This is a genomic window from Runella sp. R5_40, assembly GCF_057652295.1.
On the sequence record NZ_JBYFCH010000021.1, the window covers coordinates 51,219 to 75,173 of the forward strand.

At 40.5% G+C, this 23,955-nt stretch carries 20 protein-coding genes and 1 pseudogene; 9 read left to right on the top strand and 12 right to left on the bottom strand.

The genetic code is table 11. From position 1 onward, the window contains the following. The first annotated feature begins 23 nt into the window (after positions 1–23). The 5 genes from AC23N5_RS25235 (at position 24) to AC23N5_RS25255 (ending at position 5,456) form a co-directional block, all read left to right on the top strand. Entirely contained in the window at positions 24–434 is a 411-nt protein-coding gene (locus tag AC23N5_RS25235; protein WP_277341191.1) for a PepSY-like domain-containing protein, read from the top strand. 67 nt (positions 435–501) lie between these two features. Then, positions 502–924: an EamA family transporter gene (locus AC23N5_RS25240; protein ID WP_277341192.1), complete on the top strand. Its 423-nt coding sequence runs from the start codon at positions 502–504 to the stop codon at positions 922–924. 41 nt (positions 925–965) lie between these two features. Next, positions 966–1,643, top strand: coding sequence for a response regulator transcription factor (locus AC23N5_RS25245; RefSeq protein ID WP_277341193.1), 678 nt, complete (start codon positions 966–968; stop codon positions 1,641–1,643). Continuing rightward, positions 1,612–2,922: a sensor histidine kinase gene (locus AC23N5_RS25250; protein ID WP_487757733.1), complete on the top strand. Its 1,311-nt coding sequence runs from the start codon at positions 1,612–1,614 to the stop codon at positions 2,920–2,922. The genes AC23N5_RS25245 and AC23N5_RS25250 overlap by 32 nt, the downstream gene beginning before the upstream one ends. Positions 2,923–3,011: 89 nt before the next feature. Continuing rightward, complete coding sequence (locus AC23N5_RS25255) at positions 3,012–5,456, top strand: TonB-dependent receptor (RefSeq protein ID WP_277341195.1); 2,445 nt, start codon at positions 3,012–3,014, stop codon at positions 5,454–5,456. Here the strand turns inward: AC23N5_RS25255 and AC23N5_RS25260 are convergent. From AC23N5_RS25260 to AC23N5_RS25315, 12 genes are all read right to left on the bottom strand, one after another. Continuing rightward, positions 5,446–5,703 (bottom strand): acyl carrier protein, encoded by a 258-nt coding sequence (locus tag AC23N5_RS25260; protein WP_277341196.1) that lies wholly within the window; start codon positions 5,701–5,703, stop codon positions 5,446–5,448. The two genes, AC23N5_RS25255 and AC23N5_RS25260, sit on opposite strands and share 11 nt — an antisense overlap. Beyond that, positions 5,703–6,137, bottom strand: a complete 435-nt coding sequence (locus AC23N5_RS25265) for a DUF2147 domain-containing protein (protein ID WP_277341197.1) — start codon at positions 6,135–6,137, stop codon at positions 5,703–5,705. The genes AC23N5_RS25260 and AC23N5_RS25265 overlap by 1 nt, the downstream gene beginning before the upstream one ends. Before the next feature lie 15 nt (positions 6,138–6,152). Then, complete coding sequence (locus AC23N5_RS25270) at positions 6,153–8,678, bottom strand: DUF5686 and carboxypeptidase-like regulatory domain-containing protein (RefSeq protein WP_277341198.1); 2,526 nt, start codon at positions 8,676–8,678, stop codon at positions 6,153–6,155. A 13-nt stretch (positions 8,679–8,691) separates the two neighbouring features. After that, positions 8,692–9,558 (bottom strand): sterol desaturase family protein, encoded by an 867-nt coding sequence (locus tag AC23N5_RS25275; protein ID WP_277341199.1) that lies wholly within the window; start codon positions 9,556–9,558, stop codon positions 8,692–8,694. Between the two features lie 79 nt (positions 9,559–9,637). After that, positions 9,638–10,555, bottom strand: coding sequence for a DUF4249 family protein (locus AC23N5_RS25280; RefSeq protein ID WP_277341200.1), 918 nt, complete (start codon positions 10,553–10,555; stop codon positions 9,638–9,640). 5 nt (positions 10,556–10,560) lie between these two features. Further along, entirely contained in the window at positions 10,561–12,795 is a 2,235-nt protein-coding gene (locus AC23N5_RS25285; RefSeq protein ID WP_472490393.1) for a TonB-dependent receptor, read from the bottom strand. Positions 12,796–13,193: 398 nt separating this feature from the next. Further along, positions 13,194–13,448: an acyl carrier protein gene (locus AC23N5_RS25290; RefSeq protein WP_277341202.1), complete on the bottom strand. Its 255-nt coding sequence runs from the start codon at positions 13,446–13,448 to the stop codon at positions 13,194–13,196. A 1-nt stretch (position 13,449) separates the two neighbouring features. Beyond that, a complete protein-coding gene (locus AC23N5_RS25295) occupies positions 13,450–14,400 on the bottom strand; it encodes a PepSY-like domain-containing protein (protein WP_277341203.1) in 951 nt (316 codons plus the stop codon). 27 nt (positions 14,401–14,427) lie between these two features. Then, positions 14,428–15,273 carry a hypothetical protein gene (locus AC23N5_RS25300; RefSeq protein WP_277341204.1) on the bottom strand — a complete coding sequence of 282 codons (846 nt, stop codon included), beginning with the start codon at positions 15,271–15,273 and terminating at the stop codon, positions 14,428–14,430. Positions 15,274–15,325: 52 nt separating this feature from the next. Continuing rightward, positions 15,326–15,469, bottom strand: a complete 144-nt coding sequence (locus AC23N5_RS25305) for a Rieske 2Fe-2S domain-containing protein (protein ID WP_409049710.1) — start codon at positions 15,467–15,469, stop codon at positions 15,326–15,328. 362 nt (positions 15,470–15,831) lie between these two features. Then, on the bottom strand, positions 15,832–17,376 hold the full coding sequence (locus AC23N5_RS25310; RefSeq protein ID WP_277341205.1) for a hypothetical protein: 1,545 nt from the start codon (positions 17,374–17,376) through the stop codon (positions 15,832–15,834). A 47-nt stretch (positions 17,377–17,423) separates the two neighbouring features. Further along, positions 17,424–17,978 (bottom strand): RNA polymerase sigma factor, encoded by a 555-nt coding sequence (locus tag AC23N5_RS25315; RefSeq protein WP_472490398.1) that lies wholly within the window; start codon positions 17,976–17,978, stop codon positions 17,424–17,426. Between the two features lie 191 nt (positions 17,979–18,169). On the opposite strand from AC23N5_RS25315, the gene AC23N5_RS25320 reads away from it, so the two are divergent. The 4 genes and pseudogenes from AC23N5_RS25320 (at position 18,170) to AC23N5_RS25335 (ending at position 23,954) form a co-directional block, all read left to right on the top strand. Further along, entirely contained in the window at positions 18,170–18,667 is a 498-nt protein-coding gene (locus AC23N5_RS25320) for a hypothetical protein (protein WP_277341207.1), read from the top strand. After that, a pseudogene (locus tag AC23N5_RS25325) lies at positions 18,658–19,077 on the top strand (transposase family protein); the annotation flags it as partial. The gene AC23N5_RS25320 and the pseudogene AC23N5_RS25325, both read left to right, overlap by 10 nt. Positions 19,078–19,174: 97 nt before the next feature. After that, positions 19,175–19,495 carry a DUF6660 family protein gene (locus tag AC23N5_RS25330; RefSeq protein WP_310586047.1) on the top strand — a complete coding sequence of 107 codons (321 nt, stop codon included), beginning with the start codon at positions 19,175–19,177 and terminating at the stop codon, positions 19,493–19,495. Positions 19,496–19,613: 118 nt separating this feature from the next. After that, on the top strand, positions 19,614–23,954 hold the full coding sequence (locus AC23N5_RS25335; RefSeq protein ID WP_277341208.1) for a CusA/CzcA family heavy metal efflux RND transporter: 4,341 nt from the start codon (positions 19,614–19,616) through the stop codon (positions 23,952–23,954). The last annotated feature ends 1 nt before the right edge of the window (position 23,955 follow it).

Sequence of the window (23,955 nt, forward strand, 5' to 3'; positions counted from 1 at the left end):
TTAATTTTTAAACAACTATAATCATGAAACGTACCTTATTGATGGCGGCTTTCGTAGCTGCTACGCTCACAGGGGCAAACGCCCAAAAAGTCAATGCCGACAAATTGCCAAAGGCAGTAAAAGAAGGCTTTGCCAAGCAGTATCCTCATACTAAGCCTGTCAAATGGGACAAAGAAAATGCCGATTACGAGGCTTCTTTTAAGCACGAAGGCAAAGAACTATCAGTAGTCTTAAATGCCAAAGGGGAAGTGCAGGAAGTAGAAACTGAAATCAAAGTATCGGCATTGCCTGCTTCGGTGCAAGAAGCCCTCAAAGGCAAAAAAATAAAAGAAGCCGCCGAAATAAAAAAAGGTGGTAAAACCTACTACGAAGCCGAAGTAAAGGGCAAAGATTTGTTTTTTGATGCTGGCGGCAAAGCAGTAGCAAAGATTTGATTTGAATTTATAGTGAGCCGTCCTGCTACTATTAGCAAGGTGGCTCACTGTGTAAAAAATAGTATGAATGGAAAAATGGACACTATACGCTCTTGCTTCTATGGCATTTGCCGGTATTACTTCAGTGCTTGCCAAGTATGGCTTGAAAAACATTCACCCTGATTTGGGTTTAGGCATCCGAACCGCCGTTATCTTTTTTCTGATTACCCTCATCAATGTAGTAGGCAGCAAGTACAAAGATTTTGGGTTGCTTACCCAAAAGCAATGGCTTCTACTTGTTGCATCGGGTATTACCACCACCGTTAGTTGGGTGTTTTACTACCGAGCCATGAAAGATGGGTTGGTGTCGTATGTGACGGCTATTGACAAAGCCAGCATTATCATTACCCTTTTGCTCTCCTTCTTTTTGTTGAAAGAGCCAATGACTCCCAAAGTTTTAATCGGTGCAGGACTGATTTTTTTTGGAATGATTGTGTTGATTTGGAAATAGTATTCAAAATTTCTTCTAAATCATTCACTTACCTTAGCCCAATGAGAATCTTAATCATTGAAGACGAACCCGAATTGGCTAAGAGCATCGCCGATTATTTATTGGGCGAAAACTATTTGTGTGAGTTTGCGGCTTCGTTTGAGGAAGCATTCGAGAAAGTTACGACCTACGAATACAACTGTATTTTGCTCGACTTGATGCTACCTGGGGGCGATGGGATGAAGATTTTGGAAGAACTCAAAAAACAAAACAAGCAAGACGGTGTCATTATTATTTCTGCCAAAAATGCCCTCGACGATAAAATAAAGGGCTTGCACCTTGGGGCAGATGATTATTTGGCAAAACCCTTCCATTTGTCAGAATTAGCCGCTCGAATTTACTCGGTCATTCGTCGCCGTCAATTTGCCAATGCCAACATCATTCAACAAAATGAGCTAAAAATTGACTTATTGGCAAAAACCCTCTTGATACACAACACGCCCGTTTTGCTTACCAAAAAGGAGTTTGACTTGTTGCTGTTTTTTATGGGCAACAGGAATCGGGTGATTTCCAAAAATGCCCTTGCCGAGCATCTTTCGGGCGATTTGGCCGATATGCTCGACAACCACGATTTTGTGTATGCCCATATCAAAAACCTAAAAAAGAAATTGACCGAAGCAGGTTGCGACAATTACTTAAAGACCGTCTATGGCACAGGTTATAAATGGGAAAATGAATAAATTGCTGAATACGCCACTCAAAGCATTTACGCTCTATGCCTTGTTGGTGTTGGCAGGTAGTATCCCAGCTTATTATTACATCGTAAATCGCATTTGGTTGAGCGAAATAGACCTGCATAATAAATTTGTAAAAAGAAAAATTGAGACAGAATTCAGTAAAATCGTTATCAACGACACCATTCTGATCCAAAGTCTCAGCCTTTGGAATCGCATTGAACCTGGCATTGACCTACGGCCCTTAGCCAAACCTGTTCAGAAATCAGATAGTCTTTATACGGTTATGCGAGCCAACAACCTACATTCAAGGCACAGTAACCGCTTTCGTGGGCTGTCTTCTTATCTGATTATCAACGGGAAACCGTACCATCTTACGGTCGAAACCAATGTAGAAGAAGCCGATGAAATCATCAGCGACATTGCTTTTGTTACCTTCGGATTTTTCATCCTGTTGGTCATCGGTTTTATCGTACTCAACCAACGAATATCGGCCAAACTGTGGAAACCATTCTATAAAACATTACACCAAATCAAGGCTTTTGACCTGAGTAGCCAGCGAAGTATTGCGTTTGAAAAAACAACTATTCTCGAATTTGAAGAACTAAACGGCAGCTTGCAAAGGCTCATTGAGAAAAATATATCGTCTTACCAAGAACAAAAGGAATTTACCGAAAACGCTTCGCACGAATTGCAAACGCCCTTGGCTATTATCCAGTCGAAATTGGATTTGTTACTTCAAAATGAAGCATTGACTGGCAAAGAATCTGAAATTATTGAAGCTGCGCATAAAGCATTGGCAAGAACTTCGAGAATCAACAAAAATCTGTTGCTACTTGCCAAAATTGAAAATCAGCAATTTGTTGATACGGAGCCCATCAATTTGAGCCAGTTGATGAATGATAGCCTCGACTTTCTATCCGAACATATCGAAGCTAAAAACATCACCATCGAAAAACAAATAGAGCAAGGTGTTTTTATAGAAGGCAACCGAATATTACTCGAAATCTTGATTAACAACCTGTTACTGAACGCCATTAGGCACAATGTAGAAAATGGAAAAATAGGGGTTGAGTTTTCTAAACACCGCTTCATTGTGTCCAACACTGGTCATAATCACTCGTTAAATACCGCCAATCTGTTCAAACGGTTTAGCACTTCTTCTGCCGAAACGCCCAGCAGTGGCTTGGGTCTGGCCATCGTGAAACAGATTTGTAATCGTTATCATTGGCAAATTCATTACAGTTTTGACCAGCAACTACATTGTTTTTTCGTGGCATTTTAAAATTCAAAATTTCTTCTAAATCGTGCCGTAGGTTTGTGGTGTCACCTCAGAAAAGGTGTGAATCAAGTGCCATGAAAACCATTATTTTTATGTTCAAAAATTTGTTCTTTATCGCTTTTCTATTGGCTAATGTGGCCGTAGCCCAGCAACCTACTTCTACAAAAATTGGAAAAATCTTGGGTAAAACCTTCGATGCCTCCACCAACCAAGCCTTAGCCTTTGCGTCGGTAAGTGTTTTTAAACCCCAAAATACCAAAGATTCGCTCGTGGGTGGCGTGATAGTCTCCGAAACGGGTGAATTTATCATCAACAATCTTCCAACGGGCAAACTGACGGTCAAAGTTTCATTTATTGGCTATCAAACCCTGAGCCAGCTCGTCCAATTGACCGAAAATCCGCTTGATTTGGGCAGTCTAAAACTACTGCCCGATGCCAGTATGCTCAAAGAAGTGGAAGTAAAGGGTGAGAAAGACCCGCTCTCGATGGGCATGGATAAACGGGTTTTTAATGTGGGTAAGAACCTGACAACCATAGGTGGTACGGCTGAATCGGTGTTGAGAAATGTACCCTCCATTAGCTTGGACGAAAGCGGCAATGCAACTTTGCGGAACATGGCCACGACCATTTACATCAACGGCAAACCCACCCAACTTACGTTGGCGCAGATTCCTGCCAATCAGATTGAATCGGTGGAAGTCATCTCAAATCCATCGGCACGTTACGATGCCTCCACTTCGGGCGGGATTGTGAACCTTGTTTTGAAGAAAAACCGTAAAACGGGCTACAACGGTACGGTCAGCGTAGGCGTGGGCAACAACGGACGGTACGATGGCTCGCTGAACTTGGATTACCACGAAGGAAAGTGGAATGTAACGGCTCTCTACAATATGAATTCAACCAAAAACCCGCTTACGGGCTACGTGCATCGCACCAATTTTGCCAATGGTTCGCCCGTTAGTTACTTCAACCAAAATACCGATATTAGCCTTGATAACATTTTCCACAACGGTCGTTTGGCGGTTGATTATGCCCCCAACAAATACAACACTTTCTCAGTAGCAGGCAATATCGTGGGCGGGGCTTTCAATACCGTTACCAATCAACAATACGACTACCGTAACGCTGAAAAAATGATTACGAGCTACGGCGGTCGTACTACACTACCCGAAAACGCCTATACCAACGTAGGGGTGGAGTTTGACTGGAAACGCACTTTTGCCCGAAAAGGGCGAGAATTGAGTTTGATTACCTCTTACACCCGCAACAACGTATCTAACGCCGCTGATTGGCTCACTACGGCCCAAAATGCCGATGGAAGCAACCAAAAATATTACCCAGAAACTGACAAAATTACGGGTTGGCAGATTGGTAGTCAGTATTTGGCGCAGTTAGATTATGTTCATCCAATCAACGACTCCACCCGACTCGAAATGGGCTTGCGTAGCTACACCTTTGACCGTGACCAGCAGTATTTGTTCAACCAACTCAACAACGAAACGCAAGCCTATCACCTGTTGGTCAATTATTCACAGAACGCCAATGTGTTAGAAACCATCAACGCCGCTTATTTGCTGTACAGTCGCCGACTACGCAACCACGTGCAGATGGAAGCGGGGCTACGCATGGAACAATCGTTTCTGCACGGGCTTTCCAAGTTCGACAATTCGACTTTTGGCTATACCTATCCATCGGCAAAGGGTGGCCATTGGTTTCAGGCGTTTTTTCCGTCGTTTGCTTTGTCCAAAAAATTCAGCGAAGATTCAGAAATTGGATTGAGTTTGAGTCGCAAAGTAGGACGGCCTAATTTTCGACATTTATTTGTCGGGATTCAGGCCAATGACCGCCAAAATATCACCATTGGCAATCCAAATGTGCAACCCGAATTTGTAAATACCGCCGAACTGAGCTACAATCGAAATATCAGAAACCTGAGTTGGTTTGCTTCGGCCTATTACATTTACGAAGACCACACCATCAAGCCTTTTGTGCAGCCTTCGGCCACTGAACCCACGATATTGGTAACGACCTTCATCAATGTCAAAGCGGACATTCAATACGGCATGGAAAATACGTTGAAATATGCATCTGGGCCGCTTACGATTATGGCCAATGCCAATGTGTTCAACTTTATTTTGCAGACGACTACGTTACACAAAGAACTCGTTACTGTTCGGGCCAAACTGAGTGCATCATACCGTTTTCCTGCCAATTATTCCGCCCAACTAAACCTCAATCGGGATGGCCGTTCGCCAGCTTTACAGGGCGACAGACTACCTGTTCAAGCCGCCGACTTTGCGCTACGTAAGTCATTTATGAAAAACCGTGCGAGCGTGTCGTTTAGTATCAATGACATTTTCAATTCACGAAAATTTGTTACCACTTTTGAACAACCTGCTATTTATCAATCAAGTATGAACCGTCGTGAGGTACGTTTTTACAAACTCACCTTACAATTACCCCTCGGCAAACCCGACGCAACTTTCCGCAAAAAAGAAAGCAAACTGGCAAAACCTGATGTAGATTTTAGTAATTAGTGACGGTGGCATTTTTGAGCCATTGTTCAGTCAGCAAAACCAAATCACCTACTGTTTTAACTTGCTGCAAATCAGCATCAGGCAGCGTGATTTGGTTTTGAGTTTCCAACAAAAAGACAATTTCCATAAACTCAGCGCTGCTGAAGGCTAACCTCCTAAAAAGTAAATCAGAGACAATCGCTTTTTTCGGTACAAAAAATGATTTCGTCAGGTACGTTTGAATTTGTGAGAACGGATTTGGATTCATTATTGTATTTTGTTGAATGTGAGACTTTTACCAAATAATTCAATTCCCCAATATCCCCTGACAATGAGCCTATCAGGTGATTGTAGCCTAACCACTGATTTATATGTTCTACCCGAATTGGGGTCGTAGATATTACCGTCCTTCCACTCACTTTTACCGTCAAACTTCAAGTCGTTTACTACTAACATGCCCAGCCAAGGGCGATTTCTCAATTTGGGGTCTGGGTTTTCGATATCTTTGAAAGAGCGCATTTCCGGAGTTTTAGGGTCGCATAAAAACCATATTACCTGTGCCGAATAACTATTATTTTTTTTAAATATTTCAACGGCTATGTCTTTATCTTCCGACATCCATTTACCTATAATCTGTTCAGCGGTTATACTTTTTTCAGAATGCAGTAAAAGCAAAGTTGCAAGTATGAATAGTGTTTTCATGAGGAAATTTAGGAGTTAGAACTGAATTTTTACACCAGTATATATGCCGAAGCGGGTAATACGAGCTACATCAACGCCATCAAGGTGATTGAGTCGCCACACACAATCAATCGAAAAAAAGTTGAAAATATTTTCCACTCCTATGCCTACTTCGGCATAGGGAATGTTTCCGGTAATGCGGAATGTGTTAAGTTTATTAAAGGCAATATTGTTGGTCGTGAGGTCTCCCCAGAAAAAATTGGCGGTTATTCTCTCTCGAAGATTAAGTTTATTTAGTAGAGGAATTTTGTCCAAAATCAGCCCTCCTAAAGAATAACGGGTCAGCAAACTGACATATCCATCAGCCGCAAATTCGTAAGGGCTCATGCCATAAAAAGCGTAGCGGTCAGCGATGTAAAATGGATTTCCCCTCGGAATGTGCAATAGCAAAAGTGGTAGTGTCCCAAATATCTTGCCTACGCCGATATTGTAGTAAAAATTACCTTTGAGTGGCATAGGCAGGTCTTGTGAAAGACTTATGTTGGTTTTCAGGTATTCAAAATAGGTGTTGTTAAAAATGGGTATGCCCGTGCTGATATGTAACTGTAAGACAGGATGCCGGGTAAATATGCGTATTTTATCGTAGTTAAAAATGGTTGTCCGTTCATTGTGAGCATACCGAAGCGTCAATCCAAGTTCTGAATTGTACAAAGCATTGAGCCGACGTAAAGTTGTATCTGTTAAGTCAATGATGTCGTCGGAAGGTAAATAGCTAAATTGAAAAGTAGGTGTAATTGAGCCATACGAATAATATGCCTTTGCTGACCAGTTGTGATTAAGGTCTCGTTCGTGAGAAAACTTCACTTGGCGCAGGAAATTTTGATATACAGGAATCGGCTTTCGCAAGGCAAGCGTAAATAAATTGTCGTGGTCTAACTGGTCATCAAATTCGGTGAGTGCGTCGTAATCATTCTTGAACAAGACCTCGTACTTTCGGTAATTTGCTCGGTTGGGTACATACTTCACGCCCAATGCTTCTTTAAACCGGCCCTCTTTAGTCCCGTAGGCGGCATACCCCCAAAAACACCAATTTTTACTAATATCTTCCATTGACCAAACCCCCGTTCGAATTCGGACTCCTTCAGTAGGATTGGCACTTACCAATGAACTGTACGGACCCAGTCGCCAGCGGTTTCCAATGTCCCAATAACCACTAAAGACAAACGAAGAAAAATGAGTCGTGTTGATAAATCGTGAATTATGTTTGAGCGAGTCTGCGGTTTGATAAATAGCTTGTTCACGAGACGTTAGTGCGGTTAATCTATATGAATCTTTGAATTGTGCGTTGTTATTACCGTTTTTTTCACTGCTCATAAAATTATCGGCATTGACTCCCTTGACATTACTCTGATAATTACTGTAAATACTATTGGATTTTAGCTTCACGGCGCGACCCGTGGAATCAATTCGGCTGGGAAGTCCTAACAGTCCCAACCCGTTTTCAAAAACATATACAATTCGACTCTCGGAAGGTACCCAGACCTTGCCTTTGTCAGCGTCATAAATTGGAACAAAATTTTGGCCGATAGATAATTGCTGCACAAAATTGAGGTTAACTGTCGGACTGGTCTTCATTTCTATTTTTGCCACAGCATAGGTATCCGAATCTATCCATAATGTACCCTCAAACGTGTTTTCATTTTTGTATTTGGGCTTAAAATGAAGCGAATAGGTGTAAACATTGCCTTCTACCAAGGTGTCGGGTTTGTCGTAGTCGTAAAATGAAAGCCCAAGGTCAGAAATTGGCCCGAGAAACGATGTTTTCAGAATCGGAATCACGCCATCATACGCATTAGGTCGAATGCTAAATTTGTCAAACTTAGCCCCCAATTCGTCTGTTTTTAAACCTAAGTTTTTTTCGGCTATGAGATATTGAGCATCGGTTTGGGCAGCTTTGGCGTGAAATTCCTTATAGTATCGTTCTTGAAAGAAAATAGGTAGAGAATGGGCATTTATACTGTCTTGGTTATATTTTTGGTAAACCGACATGATATTGGCCAGTAGAGAGCGTTTCTGATTGGCCGTTAGATTTTCTATATCAATTTCCGTTTTAAGATAATTATTACGAATATAGTTTTTTAGTCGGGCGGGGTCATTGGATTTTTTGTGGGCAATCACCATTTTCATCAACGCTTTGCCTGGATCTTTGTATGCCGTTACGACCACCTCTTGCAACTGGTTGGGAGTAGTGAGTAGTTCGATTTTTAGCTCACCCACGGGAGCCTGCGAAATGACATGATGCTGAGACTCGTAGCCCACCTCCGACACCAGCATAGTATCGGGTAATGATTTGACCGTAAGTGCAAAAAAACCATTTTCATCGGTGGTCATTCCATTTTTGCCGACTTTGAGATATACACTTGCAAAAGCTATGGCATTTCCCGTGGCTTGTTCAACTACCTTACCTTTTAGTATGATAGACGTATTTGTTGGCTTTTGTCCCCACAAACTTGTAGCTACCAAGAGCATACTCCACTTCAATTGGAGCAATATTTTTTTCATCGTGATGATATGTTTAAATGACCAATAACTCATCGTCATTACGAACGATAGACTGTTCAGGTATGGTGTGGGAGGAACTATGAGCTGAGAAGGGCATAGTAAGCAATTTCTGAAAAACAGCATTTTCTTTGCTTTCCAGGTGCGTATCAACCCCAAACACTACTTTTGCAGCATCCATTCTACGGAAAGTGCCAAAAAGCCTATCCCAAACGCTTAATACATCGCCATAGTTACTGTCTGTATAGGGCAATTGAAAATGGTGATGAACGTGGTGGGCGTTGGGCGTGATAAACACCCAACTTACTATTTTATCAACTCTTTCAGGTAGCCGAAAATTAGCATGAGCAAATACATTTGAAATAACCTGAATAAATTGTCTTGCCAGAATCATCCAAAACCCTGCCCCTGTTATCAATACCCAAAATATTAAAAAAGACAGTCTAATCGCCGTCTCAAAAGGATGTTCCCTTAGTACAGTTGAAGTATCAACGACCCTGTCGCTATGATGCACAAGATGAAACATCCATAAAATTTTTACCTTGTGCATCAAGATATGATAGATATATTCCAGCAAATCCAACAAAATAAAAACCACCACAAATTGAGACATAGAAGACCTTAATGGCAATTCATGAATCAGACCCCACTCATGACTCGTCACCCAAGTAGAAGTGTAGGTAAGTGCAATTCCCAAAATAAACTGTATAGGGGCATCGGTCAAGGAAAAAAGACTATTTGTAATGGCATGATTCCATTTTTTGTAGTTAAAATTAAGCGAAGCAATGTTTTCAACATTCCAGAAAATAATAATTGATAGCGTCAGAACCGCAATGCGGTGTGAATCAGGTTGATACTCGAAATAGGCTTGTAAACTCTGCATTGGTTATATTATTTATGGCTTTTATTCTCAGAAGAGAAATGTCTTGATTTATTTTGTAAGAGTTAAAGTTTTATCTTTATCATTCTGGATATACAAATTTGACTGAATCAGACACGGCAATGGCCCCAAAAACCCCAAAAGCATTTTTGAATTGGGTAGGTTTGAGAAAAACCGGCTCTACAAAAGGGTTGAACTGTGAGAGTTTCTGGCGGTCTAACTGGTCATAAAAATCATAGGCGTTTTTGTCCATTGTCTGCAAACGAATATAGCCTACGTCCCCGTTTTTATGTTTAAATGTCGGTTCGGCTACAATCGTCAGCCCGCTACTGCCTTTGCTGGCATAAGTCGTGCGGCCTATTTCCAAGATTCTCACTTTTTTGTCAGTAAGGCAAGGGCTTTTTGTTCCGCCTGCATCACGGGCGGTGCTGTCTATCATTCGGGCCATCGTATAGCGATAATACAGATTGGGTTTGTTCTGATCTTTGAAATTTATAACTACGCCCTCGTGTTCGCCATACAAGTCGTTGAACGCTTGAATATAGCTTGAATTTTCGACAGGCGTAACGGGCAAGTCGGTAGTAGCCGTAGCCGTATAGTTTTGCCATTGCCATTGAATATCCAGTTGGTATATGCTGTTGGTTTTAATAGCGATTTTGCCTCTATAAAAATATTCAAATCCACACCTAAAACCGTTGTAGGTTGAATCAGGGCGAAGTACATCGGTTTGGCCACCGCTCGTTATTTTTACTACGGCATCTCTAATAAAAAGCTGGGCATTGGTTTGTTTTGGGTCAAAATAAGGTACGGTTCGGTCCAGATAGAGCTGCGGCACTTCGTTTGGGCTGAGTAGGCATTGTATCGAAACAGTACCTGTATAGGGCAAGGGCGTAACGCCCAGATTTTTTTCGCACGAGGCCAAACTCAATGCGATGACAGCCACAATGGACGCAAAAAACAAAACCTTAAAACGAATATATGTAGTTGATAATTTGTTCATTTCGATTAAAATTTAAAATTGTAGCTCACACTCGGAATAATGGGCAACAGCGAAACCTCTTTGGCCTGTGGGACTTTGGTGATAGGGTCGGTGGCTAAGTAAACAAAATAGGGATTTCGGCGGCTGTATAAGTTATAAATACCAAATACCCATTCTCCGTCATAATTTTTCTTGAAAAATTTACGATTGGGCTTATGCAAAATAGCACTTACATCGAGGCGATGATAAGGCCTAAAACGGTAATTGTTGCGAGTGGTATAGTCTGAGTAAGTGCCATCGTAGAGCGAGCCATCTTGAAAGACTGGAATACGGCCTGTCGGCATCGTAAAAGCCCCACCGCTTGTAAACACAAAATTAGCCGCAAAAGTCCATTTTTTATTAAACTCATAAGTAGCCGCAACGCTAAGGTTATGGCGTTTGTCATAAGTAAACGGAAACGGATTGCTGAAATTGAGTGAGTCGAACTGTTGGGTGGTTTTAGAAAGCGTATAAGACACCCACCCTGTGAGTTTTCCTACATTTTTCTTCACAAAAAACTCAATGCCATAACTATTGCCATTGCCAAATACCAATAGTTTTTCTAATTGGTTGGACAATAATGGCTGTGTGCCTTCTCGAAAAAGCACTTGGTTTTGCATCGTTTTGTAATAGGCTTCTACACTGGTTTCGTAGGCATTATTCTCAAAATTTTTGAAAAGTCCCAATGCTATCTGTCGGCTGTTTTGGGGCTTCACAGTAGGGCCACTACTTATCCAAATGTCGGTTGGCAACGATGCCGTACTGCTCGGTACTAAATGCACAAATTGGTTCATTTCGGTATAAGCCGCCTTAATCGATGTAGTAGGATTTAGGCTGTATTTAATATTAAGCCGTGGTTCAATAAACGAATAAGAAGTACCACTACGAGTAAAAGTAGGCAGTCGCAAACCGATATTGAGGCTTAGGTTGTCGCTGGCTTTTATTTCATCGTTAGCATAAAAAGCCCAAACCGTTGAATATTGTCGGGGAATACTGTCTGATTTTACGACTTTGAATATACCCGACTTAGGAATTTTGGTAGAAGTAGAAGAAGGAAAAAAGGTATTGTCAGAATAATTGACCCCTGCATTGATTTTGTGCCGATGGTTTGGGTAATATTCAAGGTCAAATTTGGCATTGAGGTCTCGTATTCCCGAATAGACCTGAGCGTAGTAGTTGTTCTGAATCGTTGAAAGGTTGAGGTGGTAGTCATTCAGAATGACCGATGTATTGGTAAACAACTTACTCGAAAATTGCCGATTCCAACGAATCGTAGCGGTATTATTCCCAAAATTGATACCATAATTAAGGCTATTGGCCCCTGTGTAGGCGGCATTGTCTAAGCCTGTGAAGCCGCTAATAAAAAGGCGATCTTTTTTGCTCAACCAAAAATTGAATTTGGCATTGAGGTCATAAAAATAATAGTTTGTGCCCCCCAAAAAAGGCTTTGCGAGCAAGTCCACATAAGTACGGCGAGCCGATACAATGTACGAAGACTTGTCTTTTTTTAGCGGCCCTTCAATGGTCAGATTCGAGGTTAGCAGCCCAATGCCGCCCGAAACAGCCGATTTTTGGTTGTTTCCATCTTTCATTGAAATATCTAAAATTGAACTCAAACGCCCACCATACTGAGCCGGAAAGCCCCCTTTGATAAGCGACACGTTTTTGAGGGCATTGGTATTGAACGTACTAAACAAACCAAACAAGTGATTGGGATTATAGACCGTGGCCTCGTCTAACTGAACCAAATTTTGGTCGGTATTGCCCCCTCTCACAAAGAACCCTGTTGTACCCTCTTGACCAGCCTGTACACCGGGCAAAAGTTGAATAATTTTGAGTACGTCTCTTTCGCCCAAAACAGCAGGCAAGGTTTTGATTTGCTTCATTGGCACGTCTATCACACCCATTTGTGGGGCCGATACGTTTTGGTAGTTTCGAGTGGCACTTATCCGTACCTCATCAAGCTGCCGTGCCGATTCCGCTAAGGCAATAGTCAGCGAAAGGCTGTTTTGGCCTGTTATTTTTTTGAGTTGAGGCTCATAGCCCACCATCGAAAAAACAAACCCAAGCGTGTCGGCCTTCTGCATAGTGAGCGAATAAAAACCGTAAGTATTGGTGGTTGTGCCTATTTTTTGGTTGGTATTAAAAATGGTAGCCCCAATAAGCGACTCACCCGTTCGAGTATCTCTCACATAGCCGCTAAGCGTAATACTTTGAGCCATAAGCACAGACTGTACGCTTAAATAAAAGCATACAAAACCCAGAAGTTGTAGATAAGTCTTTATCATAGTTCTTTGGTTATTTTCGATAAAGTAAGAACGGGATATCTCTCCCTTTTATCCAAAAATTTTTGGCGAAAACACCGGATATACAACGAAATTTGAATATCAGTGGTCACTACTGTAGTAAGAAAAGAGAATAGTCGATTTATTTTTACATACCCCTAAAAATCTCAGAGCTAAGTCTAACTAACAACAAGTTTCACTGATTATCAATATTTAAAAAAAGAGAATCAATTACACAATTTGCGTCATATTTAATTGATTTGAACGATTTAAAAAGATAGCAGACTTTGCCCGCTATCTTTCTGACTTAATTAAACAGCCATAAAAAGGGGGATTTATTGGGGTATTGCTTGCTCCATTTTCTTCAATACCACATAAATTATCAATTCGATAATACTTTCGTAACGGTTCAATGACTCTTCTGGAAATTCGACCTCGTAGCGTTGTTCCAAATACATCAAAAGCTCCATACGGTCTAATTCATCTAAACCAAGGTCATCCACTAATCCAGCGCCAAGATTTATCTTAGCGGGGGCAATTCTGAATCTACGGTGCATGAACTGTCGCAAGGCCACGAGGTCGAAAACCATCTTAGTCTAATTTTAATAACTTACCTGAGGCATCAAACTCAGCTTCGTAATTTTTGGCTATAAGTGTGAATTTCACTTCATAGCCCGTGATAACCCCTACTTTGTCTTTCTCTACAACAGCACTCACAAAAGCGTAGCCTTTATAAGTGGCATCTAAATAGGCAGTAACTGAGGCTGGCAGGTCTTTTTGGGCAATGACCGTGTCGTTATGGTTATTGTCAGAGTCGGCTGACCCTTTTCCTTCACTATCACCTTTGCCACCTGTATTTACACTAACAAATGCACCAGCGACATCGAAATTAAGGTGATATTGAGTATTGTTCTGCACAATCTCAACTTTGTAGCCCGACAATACCCCGTTAGCCATTCTGCTTTCAGCCTCTTTGAAAGTATAACTTACATAATTGGCTTTGAGGTAGGATGTTATTGCTGCTAACAATGTTGATTCGGCAATACCCGTTCCTTGATCGTGGCCATTAGGGGTTTCGAGTTTGGTAAATTTACCAGCCGCATCAAATTCTAATTCGTACTGGGCTGTGCCAACGGTAATGAGTGCTTCGTAGCCTTTTACCAAACCAGAAGCATCTTTTTTGACATCGGCTTGCACAATGGCATAACCTGCATAATTGGCTTTGAGGTAGTCGGTAATAGCTGTTGGCAGGATAGCAGGGTCTATGACATCGCCCGTTTTCAAGAAAACACCGTTGTTTTGAAAGGTAGCCGTTTTTCGTGCATTACCCTGACTAAATGAAGCCATATAGGCCGTTGGTGCTGTCTGTGTCCAAGTGGTTTGGGTGGCCGATGGGAAATTTTTAGACATAGACGAAAGCACTATTTGCGGAACGTTAGCTACACTCACAGTATTAGCCACCTGTGGGGTCAGTGCATCATTTTTTGAGCATGATGATAGCATGAGCAACCCGCTAAAGGTTGCCAAAATTGCATATTTCATTGTTTTAATAGCGGGTTTAAATATGAATTAATTTTTAGATTGTCTGTATTTTTTAATTTTTGATTTCCGTGGCTGGTGCAGGGCGTAGTCAAACAAACCTATTCGAACCCCAGCCGTAACATTAAGGCCACTCAACTGCGCTGCAGTAGGGGTAGGCAACATAGTCATGGAAGTTGTCATGGTCATGGTCATCGTTTTTGCCATGACGGTAGGTACTATACGATAACTCAATCCTAAGAATACTTTGGCATATCTGAACATATTAGCCTCTACATTAATACCTGGTTGAATAACGAAATAAGACACATCGCCACCGTAGTTTTTATCTCTCCGGTTGGCTTCATTTTCGTTGTGCCTTCCACTATTGTTGTCGATATCTTGACCTTTTTCGTTGCCAATGGAATCTATTTTGGCCATGCCGCCCCCTATCAACAAAGGAAACGAAACATGAACAACGCCATCGGGTTTGGGGGTATATTCGAGTTTGAGGCCGCCATACATATTACTCAGGCTGAGGGCTTTGGTACTGTTCAATTTAGTAGGAGCAAAACCGTCGTCAATGGTGCTGTACCCTGCCAAACCAATACCCCATTTTTTGTTGAGGTGCAACATTCCCAATACTCCCGCCATGGGCGTAAATTGACCCGCCAAACCACCATAGATAATTTCTGAACCCACCGACAATCCTAAATGATGGAGTTTTTTAAGCGGATTTTTTACCCCCGAAAAAAGCGTACTCATTTTTTCTGATTGTTTGGCTTCTACCTTTGGGGTTGGATTTTCGGGCAGTATTTGTGGGGTGGTCTGTCCAAACGAAAAGGACGTAAAAAGCAACCCTACGACAGTAGCCACAAGCAAATTGTTTGTTTTCATGATGTTTGTTTTAAAAATAAAAATTAAGAAAAGATACGTAATGAAGTATTATTCAATTGATTTCACCTTCACTGTTTAAGCCCTTACCTGTGGTCGTAAATCTGGCACCATGAGCTGTGCAGTAAAGTTCTCCGTTTCGGTAAATAACCTGTCGCTGTCCTTCATGACTGCAAATCTGCGTAACTGCTACGTATATCCCCCCTGACTCACCTGCGCAACTACCGTCGTGTTTTGAATGAGATAACCGCCCACTTTAGACAAAGCAGCATTATTAAAGCTACTTAAGTCAATGATAAAATCAACTGGGCTACTTGCTTGGGGTAACGCCTCCACTGCTGCATGAAGTTAACGTTTCACCGGCACAATACACCGCTAACAGTAACGTCCCTTTCAGACCAATACTTTTTAAAAACTTGTTACAGTTTAATTTTTTATTGATTTCCATTTTACTTATTTGTCTTAAATTGAAAAAGTAGCTGTGTTTTAAATGCCTTCTATTAGTAAGTTGTAAACTGTAAAAGAAAGGTTGGGTAAGTGGTCAAAAAAACATTTTTTTTGTCATTTCCCAAAATTCCACTTAGCTCCCATTTTTACGCCAAAACTACTCACGACTGAGCGTATGGGCATCTCTCTCACCAAGCTCGATATACCTTGTGAGTAGTTGGGTTCAGCAAATAGATTAAAATGTTTCCCTATTCCCAATTCAACCCCAGCCCCTAAATTTACGCCATAAGAATTACGTAAATTTTGAAAATTCGTCAGCTCGGCTGTAAACTCCCGTCCCGAATTTTCAAAAACCTCTATTTTACCTTCTTGCAGAATAGGTAGTTGCGAGTATCCTCCCAATAGCCCATAAAATTGGAGTTTAATAGGCACTTGATTCAAGAATCTAAACTGTTTATCCCATACATTGTAGCGAACCAATAACGGCACGTTAATCACGTATCTTTGAATTGGCTCATGTATCTCTATCCCAACTACACTGCCCGATTGGGCAAGGACAGAAAGTTTTTCTGCTGGAATTTCCACCTTACCCAAGGCCGTTCGATATATATAGCCAAATCTGTCATTGATAGCTTCGGCAGTCAATATTTGTCGAAGATTTCGGTCATCAAAACTTGCCCCGCTAAATTCTACTCCCGCCAGCAACTGCCATTTTTCAGAAAGCCGTATTCCAGCTCGTAATCCAGCCGTTATGCCTGCCTGTAACTCTTCGTCACCATAATTAAATGCCTTTGGCTCATTTCGCCGCACATCAATTCCATTCCATTCCGGCGACACATAACTTGATAACGAAAGCCTATCTAATAATGGCGTTCTGACTTTGGGTAGTTTTAGTGCAGTTTTAATGTTTGGGTGATATTTTATTGAAGGTATGCCTAATGGGGCGTTTGGAGTTATGGGTAGTGGTTCTAAATAGTTTACTGTAAAAGTCTTAAAATCAAGAGCAGCCTTTTCTTCATTTTCACGACTACTGAGCGAACTCTCCTGGAGTAATGACGTATTGTTTTGCTCATTGCCAACTTGGTTTTTGGTTTGATTATCTTGTTCAAAATGATTTGACTTTTTACTATGCGTAATGCCTAATTTATTTTTGATTCTTCCTTGGTTATTCTGCTTTGTACTTATTATCAAGTCATTTTGAGTAATTTGTTCTTTATCTAAGCCGTGTTTGTCGTCTTCGGCTGGGTTATTGTCAGGTGTAATGATTTCGTAATTCTGTTCCTTTTTATTAAAATTAGGATTGATTTCGTTTGTTTTAGCATGCAAATTTTCAGCATATACAACTACGGGGCGATTCACGAAAACCCTTTCAGTTCTCGTCAAATAAACTGTATCTGTCTTTCTGGTAGTCACCACCTCTTTCTGCGCCAAAGGAGAGTCGTTTTGAGTCAAGTACAAAAAGGCCGTTCCACTTAAAAGAGTCGCTAACACACCTACAGTACCTTTAAGCCATAGATTTACACACTGATAGCGAATCAGTTGACGTTCGAGTACCGAAATTCGGATATTCGCCCACAGCGACCCAGGAGGTTCCACATTTTTACCTTCAATTACTCGGCGGAAACCCTTGTCTATTTCGTCTTCATTGAAATCAGCCATAGCTAATCAATAATTAAAAGTCCAATAAAAAATTCAACAAATGTTCGCTAATTTAGATTAAGCATTACTCTTTCTATCTTTTTCTGCAAAATTCGTCGCGCATCTGATAGATTCGATTTGGACGTTCCAACCGAAATATTCAGTTTTTGCGCAATTTCTTCATGCTTCATTCCTTCAAAAACGTACAGATTAAATACTATTTTATATGCAGGGGGCAATTCCTGTATCATGGCGATCAATTCATCAAAACTCATTTGAGAATAAATATCATCCGCAGAAATAGGATGATATTCTTCATGAATATTTTCAATACTACCCCCATAACTTTCTCGCTGTCTAGTATCTTTTCGGTACTGTTCAAGGGCTGTTAGAACCATAATTCGTCTAATCCATCCTTCAAACGACCCTTCGTTTCTAAATTTATGCAATGATTCAAAAACTTGGATAAAGCCTTCCTGCAACAAATCCTTAGCTTCGTCTTTGTCGTGGGCATAGCGCTGGCAAACCGCCAACATTTTGGCAGCAAAACGGCGATACAAGGCTTCAAAAGCAGACCCGTTGCCATTTAAACAGGCACGAATAAGTTGCTGTTCTTCGGTCAATAGCATTTGAGGTAGTTCTATTATGTTAGTTGCATTTGAGCAAGGAAAGGTTGGGTAAGAACTGCAATAATGCGATTGAAATTTGTAGAAATTCTGGATAAGTAATTTTACACCAGAAAAAAGTCTATGTATAATAGAGTTGTAGTCAATTGATTATCAATATTTTAGATGAATAGAGTTATATTTGAGCCATGATTAGCTACAAACATATCCGCAGTGACCGCCAATGGCGAGGCACAATTGGCTTAACAGAAGCCAAATTTCATATTTTGGTAAGCAAGTTTTCACAAGCCTATCAAAAAAAAAACGGCATAAGCCTACGGGAAAATGCCTCAAACTTAGCAACAACTTTGCTGCTTCCAACCTATGAAGATTGTGTTTTTTATGTACTTTTTCAACTCAAAAATAGCCTCAATTATGATAGTTTAGGGTTATTGATTCACACTGATGCCAGCAATGCGAGGTTAAATTTTGAGAAATATCTTTCTTATTTGAGCGACATTCTCACCGATTTAGGTGCTATGCCCAAACATTCTTTTTCCAGTGTTGAAGAGTTTGAATCTTACTTTTTAGGTATCGAAAGTCTTTTGATTGATGCTTCTGAGCAAGCTATTAATCGCCCACAAGGCAACGAGAATCAAAAAGAGTCGTACAGTGCAAAAAAAAGAAACACCCCTATAAAGAATTGATAATCAGCGGTAAAAACAAAATAATTCATTATGTTAGTAAAACATATAAAGGAAAAGTACATGATTTTACAATTTTGAAACAAGAGTTTCCTTATCAACAAAAATGGTTTGCCAAATTTCGTACTCGTTTGGATTTAGGTTTCCAAGCAATAGCTGATTTATATACATTTTCAGAGTTGGTTATCCCTCACAAAAAGAAACGAGTAAAAAAAGGGGAATCCAATCAACTCTCGCAGGAACAAATTCGATATAATAAACAAGTGGGTAAAGAGAGAATTTACATAGAACATAGCATTGGAGGTATGAAAAGATATAAAATTCTCGTTTACCGCTGTACTTTAAAATCCGAAAACACTCGAAACGTAATTGTTGGTGTTTGTGCCGCTCTTTGGAATTTTACTATAACCTAAAACCCTGATTATCAATTTAACACAACTCTAATACTTTTTTAGAATATGAATTATATATGAAACCTTGTTGCACAATATTTTAACGTACATTTGTCATGTGAAAATTTTAGCTGTCATATTATCCATTTATGTATTGGTGCTGTCAGGTCTCCCTTGTGAAGATGATGCCTGCCATGGAATGAATAATGGAAAAGCATCATCTTCACAAAGCAACCACGCTGACCATCAGGGAGACACAAAATGTTGTTCTCCTTTCTGTACTTGTTGTGGCTCAAACATTGCATTTAGCTTTCACTTTCCTGTATTAGTTCCTGAAAATCGAACCTCCTTTTTTACCCAAAAAGTAAAAATCGCCTTCCACAACGATTCTTTCTTTTCTAATTTCTACGGAAATATCTGGCAACCGCCCAAAATCTAATTTTGAAAGTCTTATGGCCATTTCTTCCTGTTGATAGCTACCTATCAATAGGGGTATTTGTTTATGGCACTTGCGGAACACCGCCTGTATGAATTTTTCAAAATTAGATTCATTAGAAATGTTAGATAAAATCATTCAATTCTCAATCAAAAATAAGTTTATCATAGGCTTATTTACGATGGCACTGGTCTTAGTAGGTATTTACAACCTCAGCCGACTACCAATTGATGCCCTGCCTGATATTACCAATAATCAAGTTCAGGTCATTACTAATGCCCCTACCTTAGCTACGCAAGAGGTAGAACAGTTTATTACCTATCCCATTGAGCAAACCATGAAAACCGTCCCACGCATTGTAGAAATGCGTTCACTTAGTCGTTTTGGACTAAGTGTGATTACCTTAGTTTTTGAGGAAAGTGTGGACATTTATTGGGCAAGAACTCAAATAAGTGAAAGACTAAAAGAGGCCGAAAGGCAAATTCCGAAAGGTATAGGCACACCAGAATTAGCACCTATCAGTACCGGTTTAGGTGAGATTTACCAATATGTGATTTACGCAAAAAAAGGCTTTGAAAAGCAGTATAGTGCGTCCAAACTACGAAGTATTCAAGACTGGATTGTAAAACCTCAATTGTTGGGTACGTCAGGCATTGCCGAAGTTACCACCTTGGGCGGTAGCCTCAAACAATACGAAATTGCAGTTGATCCTGACCGCCTAAAAAGCATGAACATTACCATTACTGATGTTTTTGATGCCCTTGAAAAAAACAACGAAAATACTGGTGGTGCTTATATAGATAAACAACCATACGTCTATTTTATCCGGGCTTTGGGAATGGTGAAATCTATCCCTGATATTGAAAAAATAGTAGTAAAAAACAACGATGGTATTCCTATTTTGATTCGAGATGTGGCAAAAGTGCAGGAAGGTTCGGCTTTGCGATATGGCGCAGTTACCAAAGATGGCAAAGGAGAGGTAGTAGGCGGAATGGTATTGATGCTCAAAGGCGAAAATTCTTCCGCTATTGTAAATCGTACCAAAGAGAAAGTTGAGCAAATTCGAAAATCATTGCCCGAAGGCATTGCCTTAGAACCATTTATAGACCGTACCAAATTAGTAAATAATGCCATCGGAACAGTCCAGACAAACCTACTCGAAGGAGCTTTGATTGTCATTTTTGTCTTGGTTTTGTTACTTGGCAACTGGCGTGCAGGTTTGGTAGTAGCCTCTGTGATACCTTTGGCACTGCTTTTTGCCGTCATTATGATGAATCTATTTGGCGTAAGTGGCAACCTGATGAGTTTGGGAGCAATAGATTTTGGGTTGATTGTAGATGGTGCTGTCATTATTGTTGAGGCGGTTATTCATCGGCTACATCTCAATAAAGAAGGGCGATTAACTGCCCAACAGATGGATGAAGAAGTTTTGGGCGCATCAAGCAAAATTAGGAGTAGTGCAGCTTTTGGCGAAATCATCATCCTCATCGTTTATTTACCCATTTTGGCATTGGTTGGCACCGAGGGAAAGATGTTTAAACCTATGGCTCAAACGGTCTCATTTGCTATTTTGGGAGCTTTTATCTTGTCTCTTACCTACGTTCCAATGGCTTCGGCTTTGTTTTTGAGCAAAACAATTAGCCATAAAAAGAACATTTCCGACAAAATCATTGACACCATTTACCGTTTCTACAAACCCGTTCTGGACAAAGCTCTACAAATGAAGGCTTTAATTTTGGGTGTATCGGTCACGATGTTTTTGATTGCTTTGTTGGTTTTTAGTAACATGGGTGGCGAATTTATTCCAACCTTAGAAGAAGGCGATTTTGCTATCAATTTTCGCAACGCCAACGGAAGTTCGTTGAGCATGAGTATTGAAACGTCCACCAAATTAGAGAAAATTCTGAAAACAAAATTTCCCGAAGTGGTGGAAGTTGTTACAAAAATTGGTTCAGCCGAAATTCCCACCGACCCAATGCCCATCGAATCAGCGGATATGATTATCATTCTCAAACCTAAAAAAGAATGGACAACTACCAAAGATTTCTACGAATTGGCCGATCTGATGAAAGAAGAATTGGAGCAAATTCCTGGCGTAGGTTTTGAAGTGTCACAACCCATACAAATGCGTTTTAATGAGTTGATGACGGGTGTTAGAAGCGATATTGCCATTAAGATTTTCGGAGAAGATTTAGAAAAACTGGCTGCTACATCTACAAATGCCATTGGCTTAATTGGAAGTATAGAAGGAGTAGCGGATATAAAAGACGAGCGGATAACAGGGATGCCTCAAATCACCGTGCGGTATAATCCTGACAAATTGGCTTTATATGGCTTAAATGTCGGCGACTTAAACAAAGTTATTAGAACAGGTTTTGCTGGCGAAGTCACTGGCAAAGTATATGAAGGCGAAAGGCGATATGAATTGGTAGTGCGATTAGACAAAGATTTTCGTCAAGATATTTCTAACGTAAAAAGTATTTTTGTGAGCCTACCGAATGGCAACCAAATTCCACTGGAACAGGTAGCAGAGGTAGGTATTGAGCAAGGTCCTGCCCAAATCAGTCGAGAAAATGGTAGAAGAAGAATCGTAATTGGGCTGAATGTTCGTGGTCGTGATGTAAAAAGTGTGGTAAACGAAATTCAGGCGAAATTAGACGCTAAACTCAAACTACCCGAAGGCTATTATGTAACTTATGGCGGACAATTTGAGAATTTAGTCGAAGCAAACAAGCGCCTTTCTGTGGCTGTTCCAGTGGCATTACTCCTCATTTTTGTATTACTTTTCTTCACATTCAACTCAGTCAAGCAATCCTTATTGATTTTTACGGCTATTCCACTTTCAGCAATTGGTGGCGTGTTTGCGCTTTGGCTGCGTGGAATGCCATTTAGTATTTCGGCAGGGATTGGCTTCATTGCCTTGTTTGGCGTAGCTGTTTTGAACGGAATTGTACTCATTGGTTATTTCAACCAACTCAAAGCCGAAGGTTGGGACAATGTGTTGGAAAGAATCAAAGAAGGCACAAAAGTGCGGCTACGCCCTGTGGTGATGACGGCGGCAGTAGCCTCTATGGGTTTTTTGCCTATGGCTTTAAGCAACGGCTCAGGGGCAGAAGTTCAAAAACCTTTGGCAACGGTCGTCATTGGAGGCTTATTAACAGCCTCTTTACTTACCCTTATTGTTTTACCGATTTTGTACTTACTACTTGAAAAAGGGATAAAAGTCCCTAAAAAATCAAATATCACACCTCTTATAGTCTTAGTTGGATTATTGCTGGGCGGCAAGGCGCAAGCTCAAACTTCTCTCAATCTCCAACAAGCCATTGAGTTGGGTACTAAAAATAATGGTCTTGTACAAGCCAGCGAGTTAGCTATCAAACTACAAAATCAGTTAAAACCTACGGCTATCGAATTGCCCAAAACCAACATTAACGCCATGCTGGGGCAATATAATACTCGCAGTTTCGACCAAAATTTTAGCATTTCACAAGGATTTAGCCCATTTCTATTTCAAGCTAAACGAGGCTTAATTAATGAGAATATTAAAGGTAGTGAACTGAAATTGTTTGCTACCAAATATGACATTGCTTTTCAGATTCGACAATCTTGGAATACCATTTTGTATCTGACTGCCTTGAATCAATTGCTCCAAAAACAAGGCGACTACCTACAAACATTCGTTAAAGCAGCAAACCTTAAATTCAAAACAGGCGACAGTAATTTATTGGAAAAAACTACTGCCGAAACCAAGCAACAAGAGTTAGTGCAAATTAAAAATCAAAACGAAGGCTTGATTTCGGGTGAAAAAATCAAATTGAAAAGCATTTTGAATCTGAATACCGATTTTACGCTTGTCGAAAATGAGTTTTTGCCCTCAAAACTCCTCAGTAGCGATTCGATGCTTATCAATCAAAATCCAATGCTAAAAATGGCATTGCAACAAATTGAAATAGCATCGGCCAGCAATAAAGTAGAGAAAGCCCTGCGAAAACCTGATTTTTCGGCAGGCTATTTTTTACAGTCACTCACGGGGAGTCAGCAAGTTGACGACAAAACGGTTTATTATAATGGCGTACCCCGTTTTCACGGTCTAACATTGGGTATAAGTGTCCCGATTTTCGGGGGGGCTTACAAAGCACGCATCAAAGCATCAGAAACGGATATTCAGCTACAACAAAAAAATGCTGAATACCTTAAAAATCAACTCAGTAGTCAGCTTTTTCAGCAACTTCAAGAGCAAAGAGTTAATCAGTCGTTACTTGATTATTATATCCAAACGGCTTTGCCTAATGCTGAAATCATCACCAAAAATGCTACAAAAGCCTACCAGAGTGGCGAAGCGGGTTATGTGGAATACCTACAAGGTTTAGAAACGGTTTTGAGTATTCAACGCAATTACTTGCAAGCCATTCATAATCTGAACCAGAACCTCATCAATATTCAGTATTTGTTGAACAACTAAA

Excerpts from the sequence above, each read along its gene's own strand:
- AC23N5_RS25290 (WP_277341202.1), bottom strand. The coding sequence starts at position 13,448 with ATGGTTTTCGACCTCGTGGCCTTGCGACAGTTCATGCACCGTAGATTC.
- AC23N5_RS25265 (WP_277341197.1), bottom strand. The coding sequence starts at position 6,137 with ATGAAAACACTATTCATACTTGCAACTTTGCTTTTACTGCATTCTGAA.
- AC23N5_RS25240 (WP_277341192.1), top strand. The coding sequence starts at position 502 with ATGGAAAAATGGACACTATACGCTCTTGCTTCTATGGCATTTGCCGGT.
- AC23N5_RS25335 (WP_277341208.1), top strand. The coding sequence starts at position 19,614 with ATGTTAGATAAAATCATTCAATTCTCAATCAAAAATAAGTTTATCATA.
- AC23N5_RS25250 (WP_487757733.1), top strand. The coding sequence starts at position 1,612 with ATGGCACAGGTTATAAATGGGAAAATGAATAAATTGCTGAATACGCCA.
- AC23N5_RS25235 (WP_277341191.1), top strand. The coding sequence starts at position 24 with ATGAAACGTACCTTATTGATGGCGGCTTTCGTAGCTGCTACGCTCACA.
- AC23N5_RS25245 (WP_277341193.1), top strand. The coding sequence starts at position 966 with ATGAGAATCTTAATCATTGAAGACGAACCCGAATTGGCTAAGAGCATC.
- AC23N5_RS25270 (WP_277341198.1), bottom strand. The coding sequence starts at position 8,678 with ATGAAAAAAATATTGCTCCAATTGAAGTGGAGTATGCTCTTGGTAGCT.
- AC23N5_RS25275 (WP_277341199.1), bottom strand. The coding sequence starts at position 9,558 with ATGCAGAGTTTACAAGCCTATTTCGAGTATCAACCTGATTCACACCGC.
- AC23N5_RS25255 (WP_277341195.1), top strand. The coding sequence starts at position 3,012 with ATGTTCAAAAATTTGTTCTTTATCGCTTTTCTATTGGCTAATGTGGCC.
- AC23N5_RS25295 (WP_277341203.1), bottom strand. The coding sequence starts at position 14,400 with ATGAAATATGCAATTTTGGCAACCTTTAGCGGGTTGCTCATGCTATCA.
- AC23N5_RS25285 (WP_472490393.1), bottom strand. The coding sequence starts at position 12,795 with ATGGCTCAAAGTATTACGCTTAGCGGCTATGTGAGAGATACTCGAACG.
- AC23N5_RS25280 (WP_277341200.1), bottom strand. The coding sequence starts at position 10,555 with ATGAACAAATTATCAACTACATATATTCGTTTTAAGGTTTTGTTTTTT.
- AC23N5_RS25320 (WP_277341207.1), top strand. The coding sequence starts at position 18,170 with ATGATTAGCTACAAACATATCCGCAGTGACCGCCAATGGCGAGGCACA.
- AC23N5_RS25300 (WP_277341204.1), bottom strand. The coding sequence starts at position 15,273 with ATGAAAACAAACAATTTGCTTGTGGCTACTGTCGTAGGGTTGCTTTTT.
- AC23N5_RS25310 (WP_277341205.1), bottom strand. The coding sequence starts at position 17,376 with ATGGCTGATTTCAATGAAGACGAAATAGACAAGGGTTTCCGCCGAGTA.
- AC23N5_RS25260 (WP_277341196.1), bottom strand. The coding sequence starts at position 5,703 with ATGAATCCAAATCCGTTCTCACAAATTCAAACGTACCTGACGAAATCA.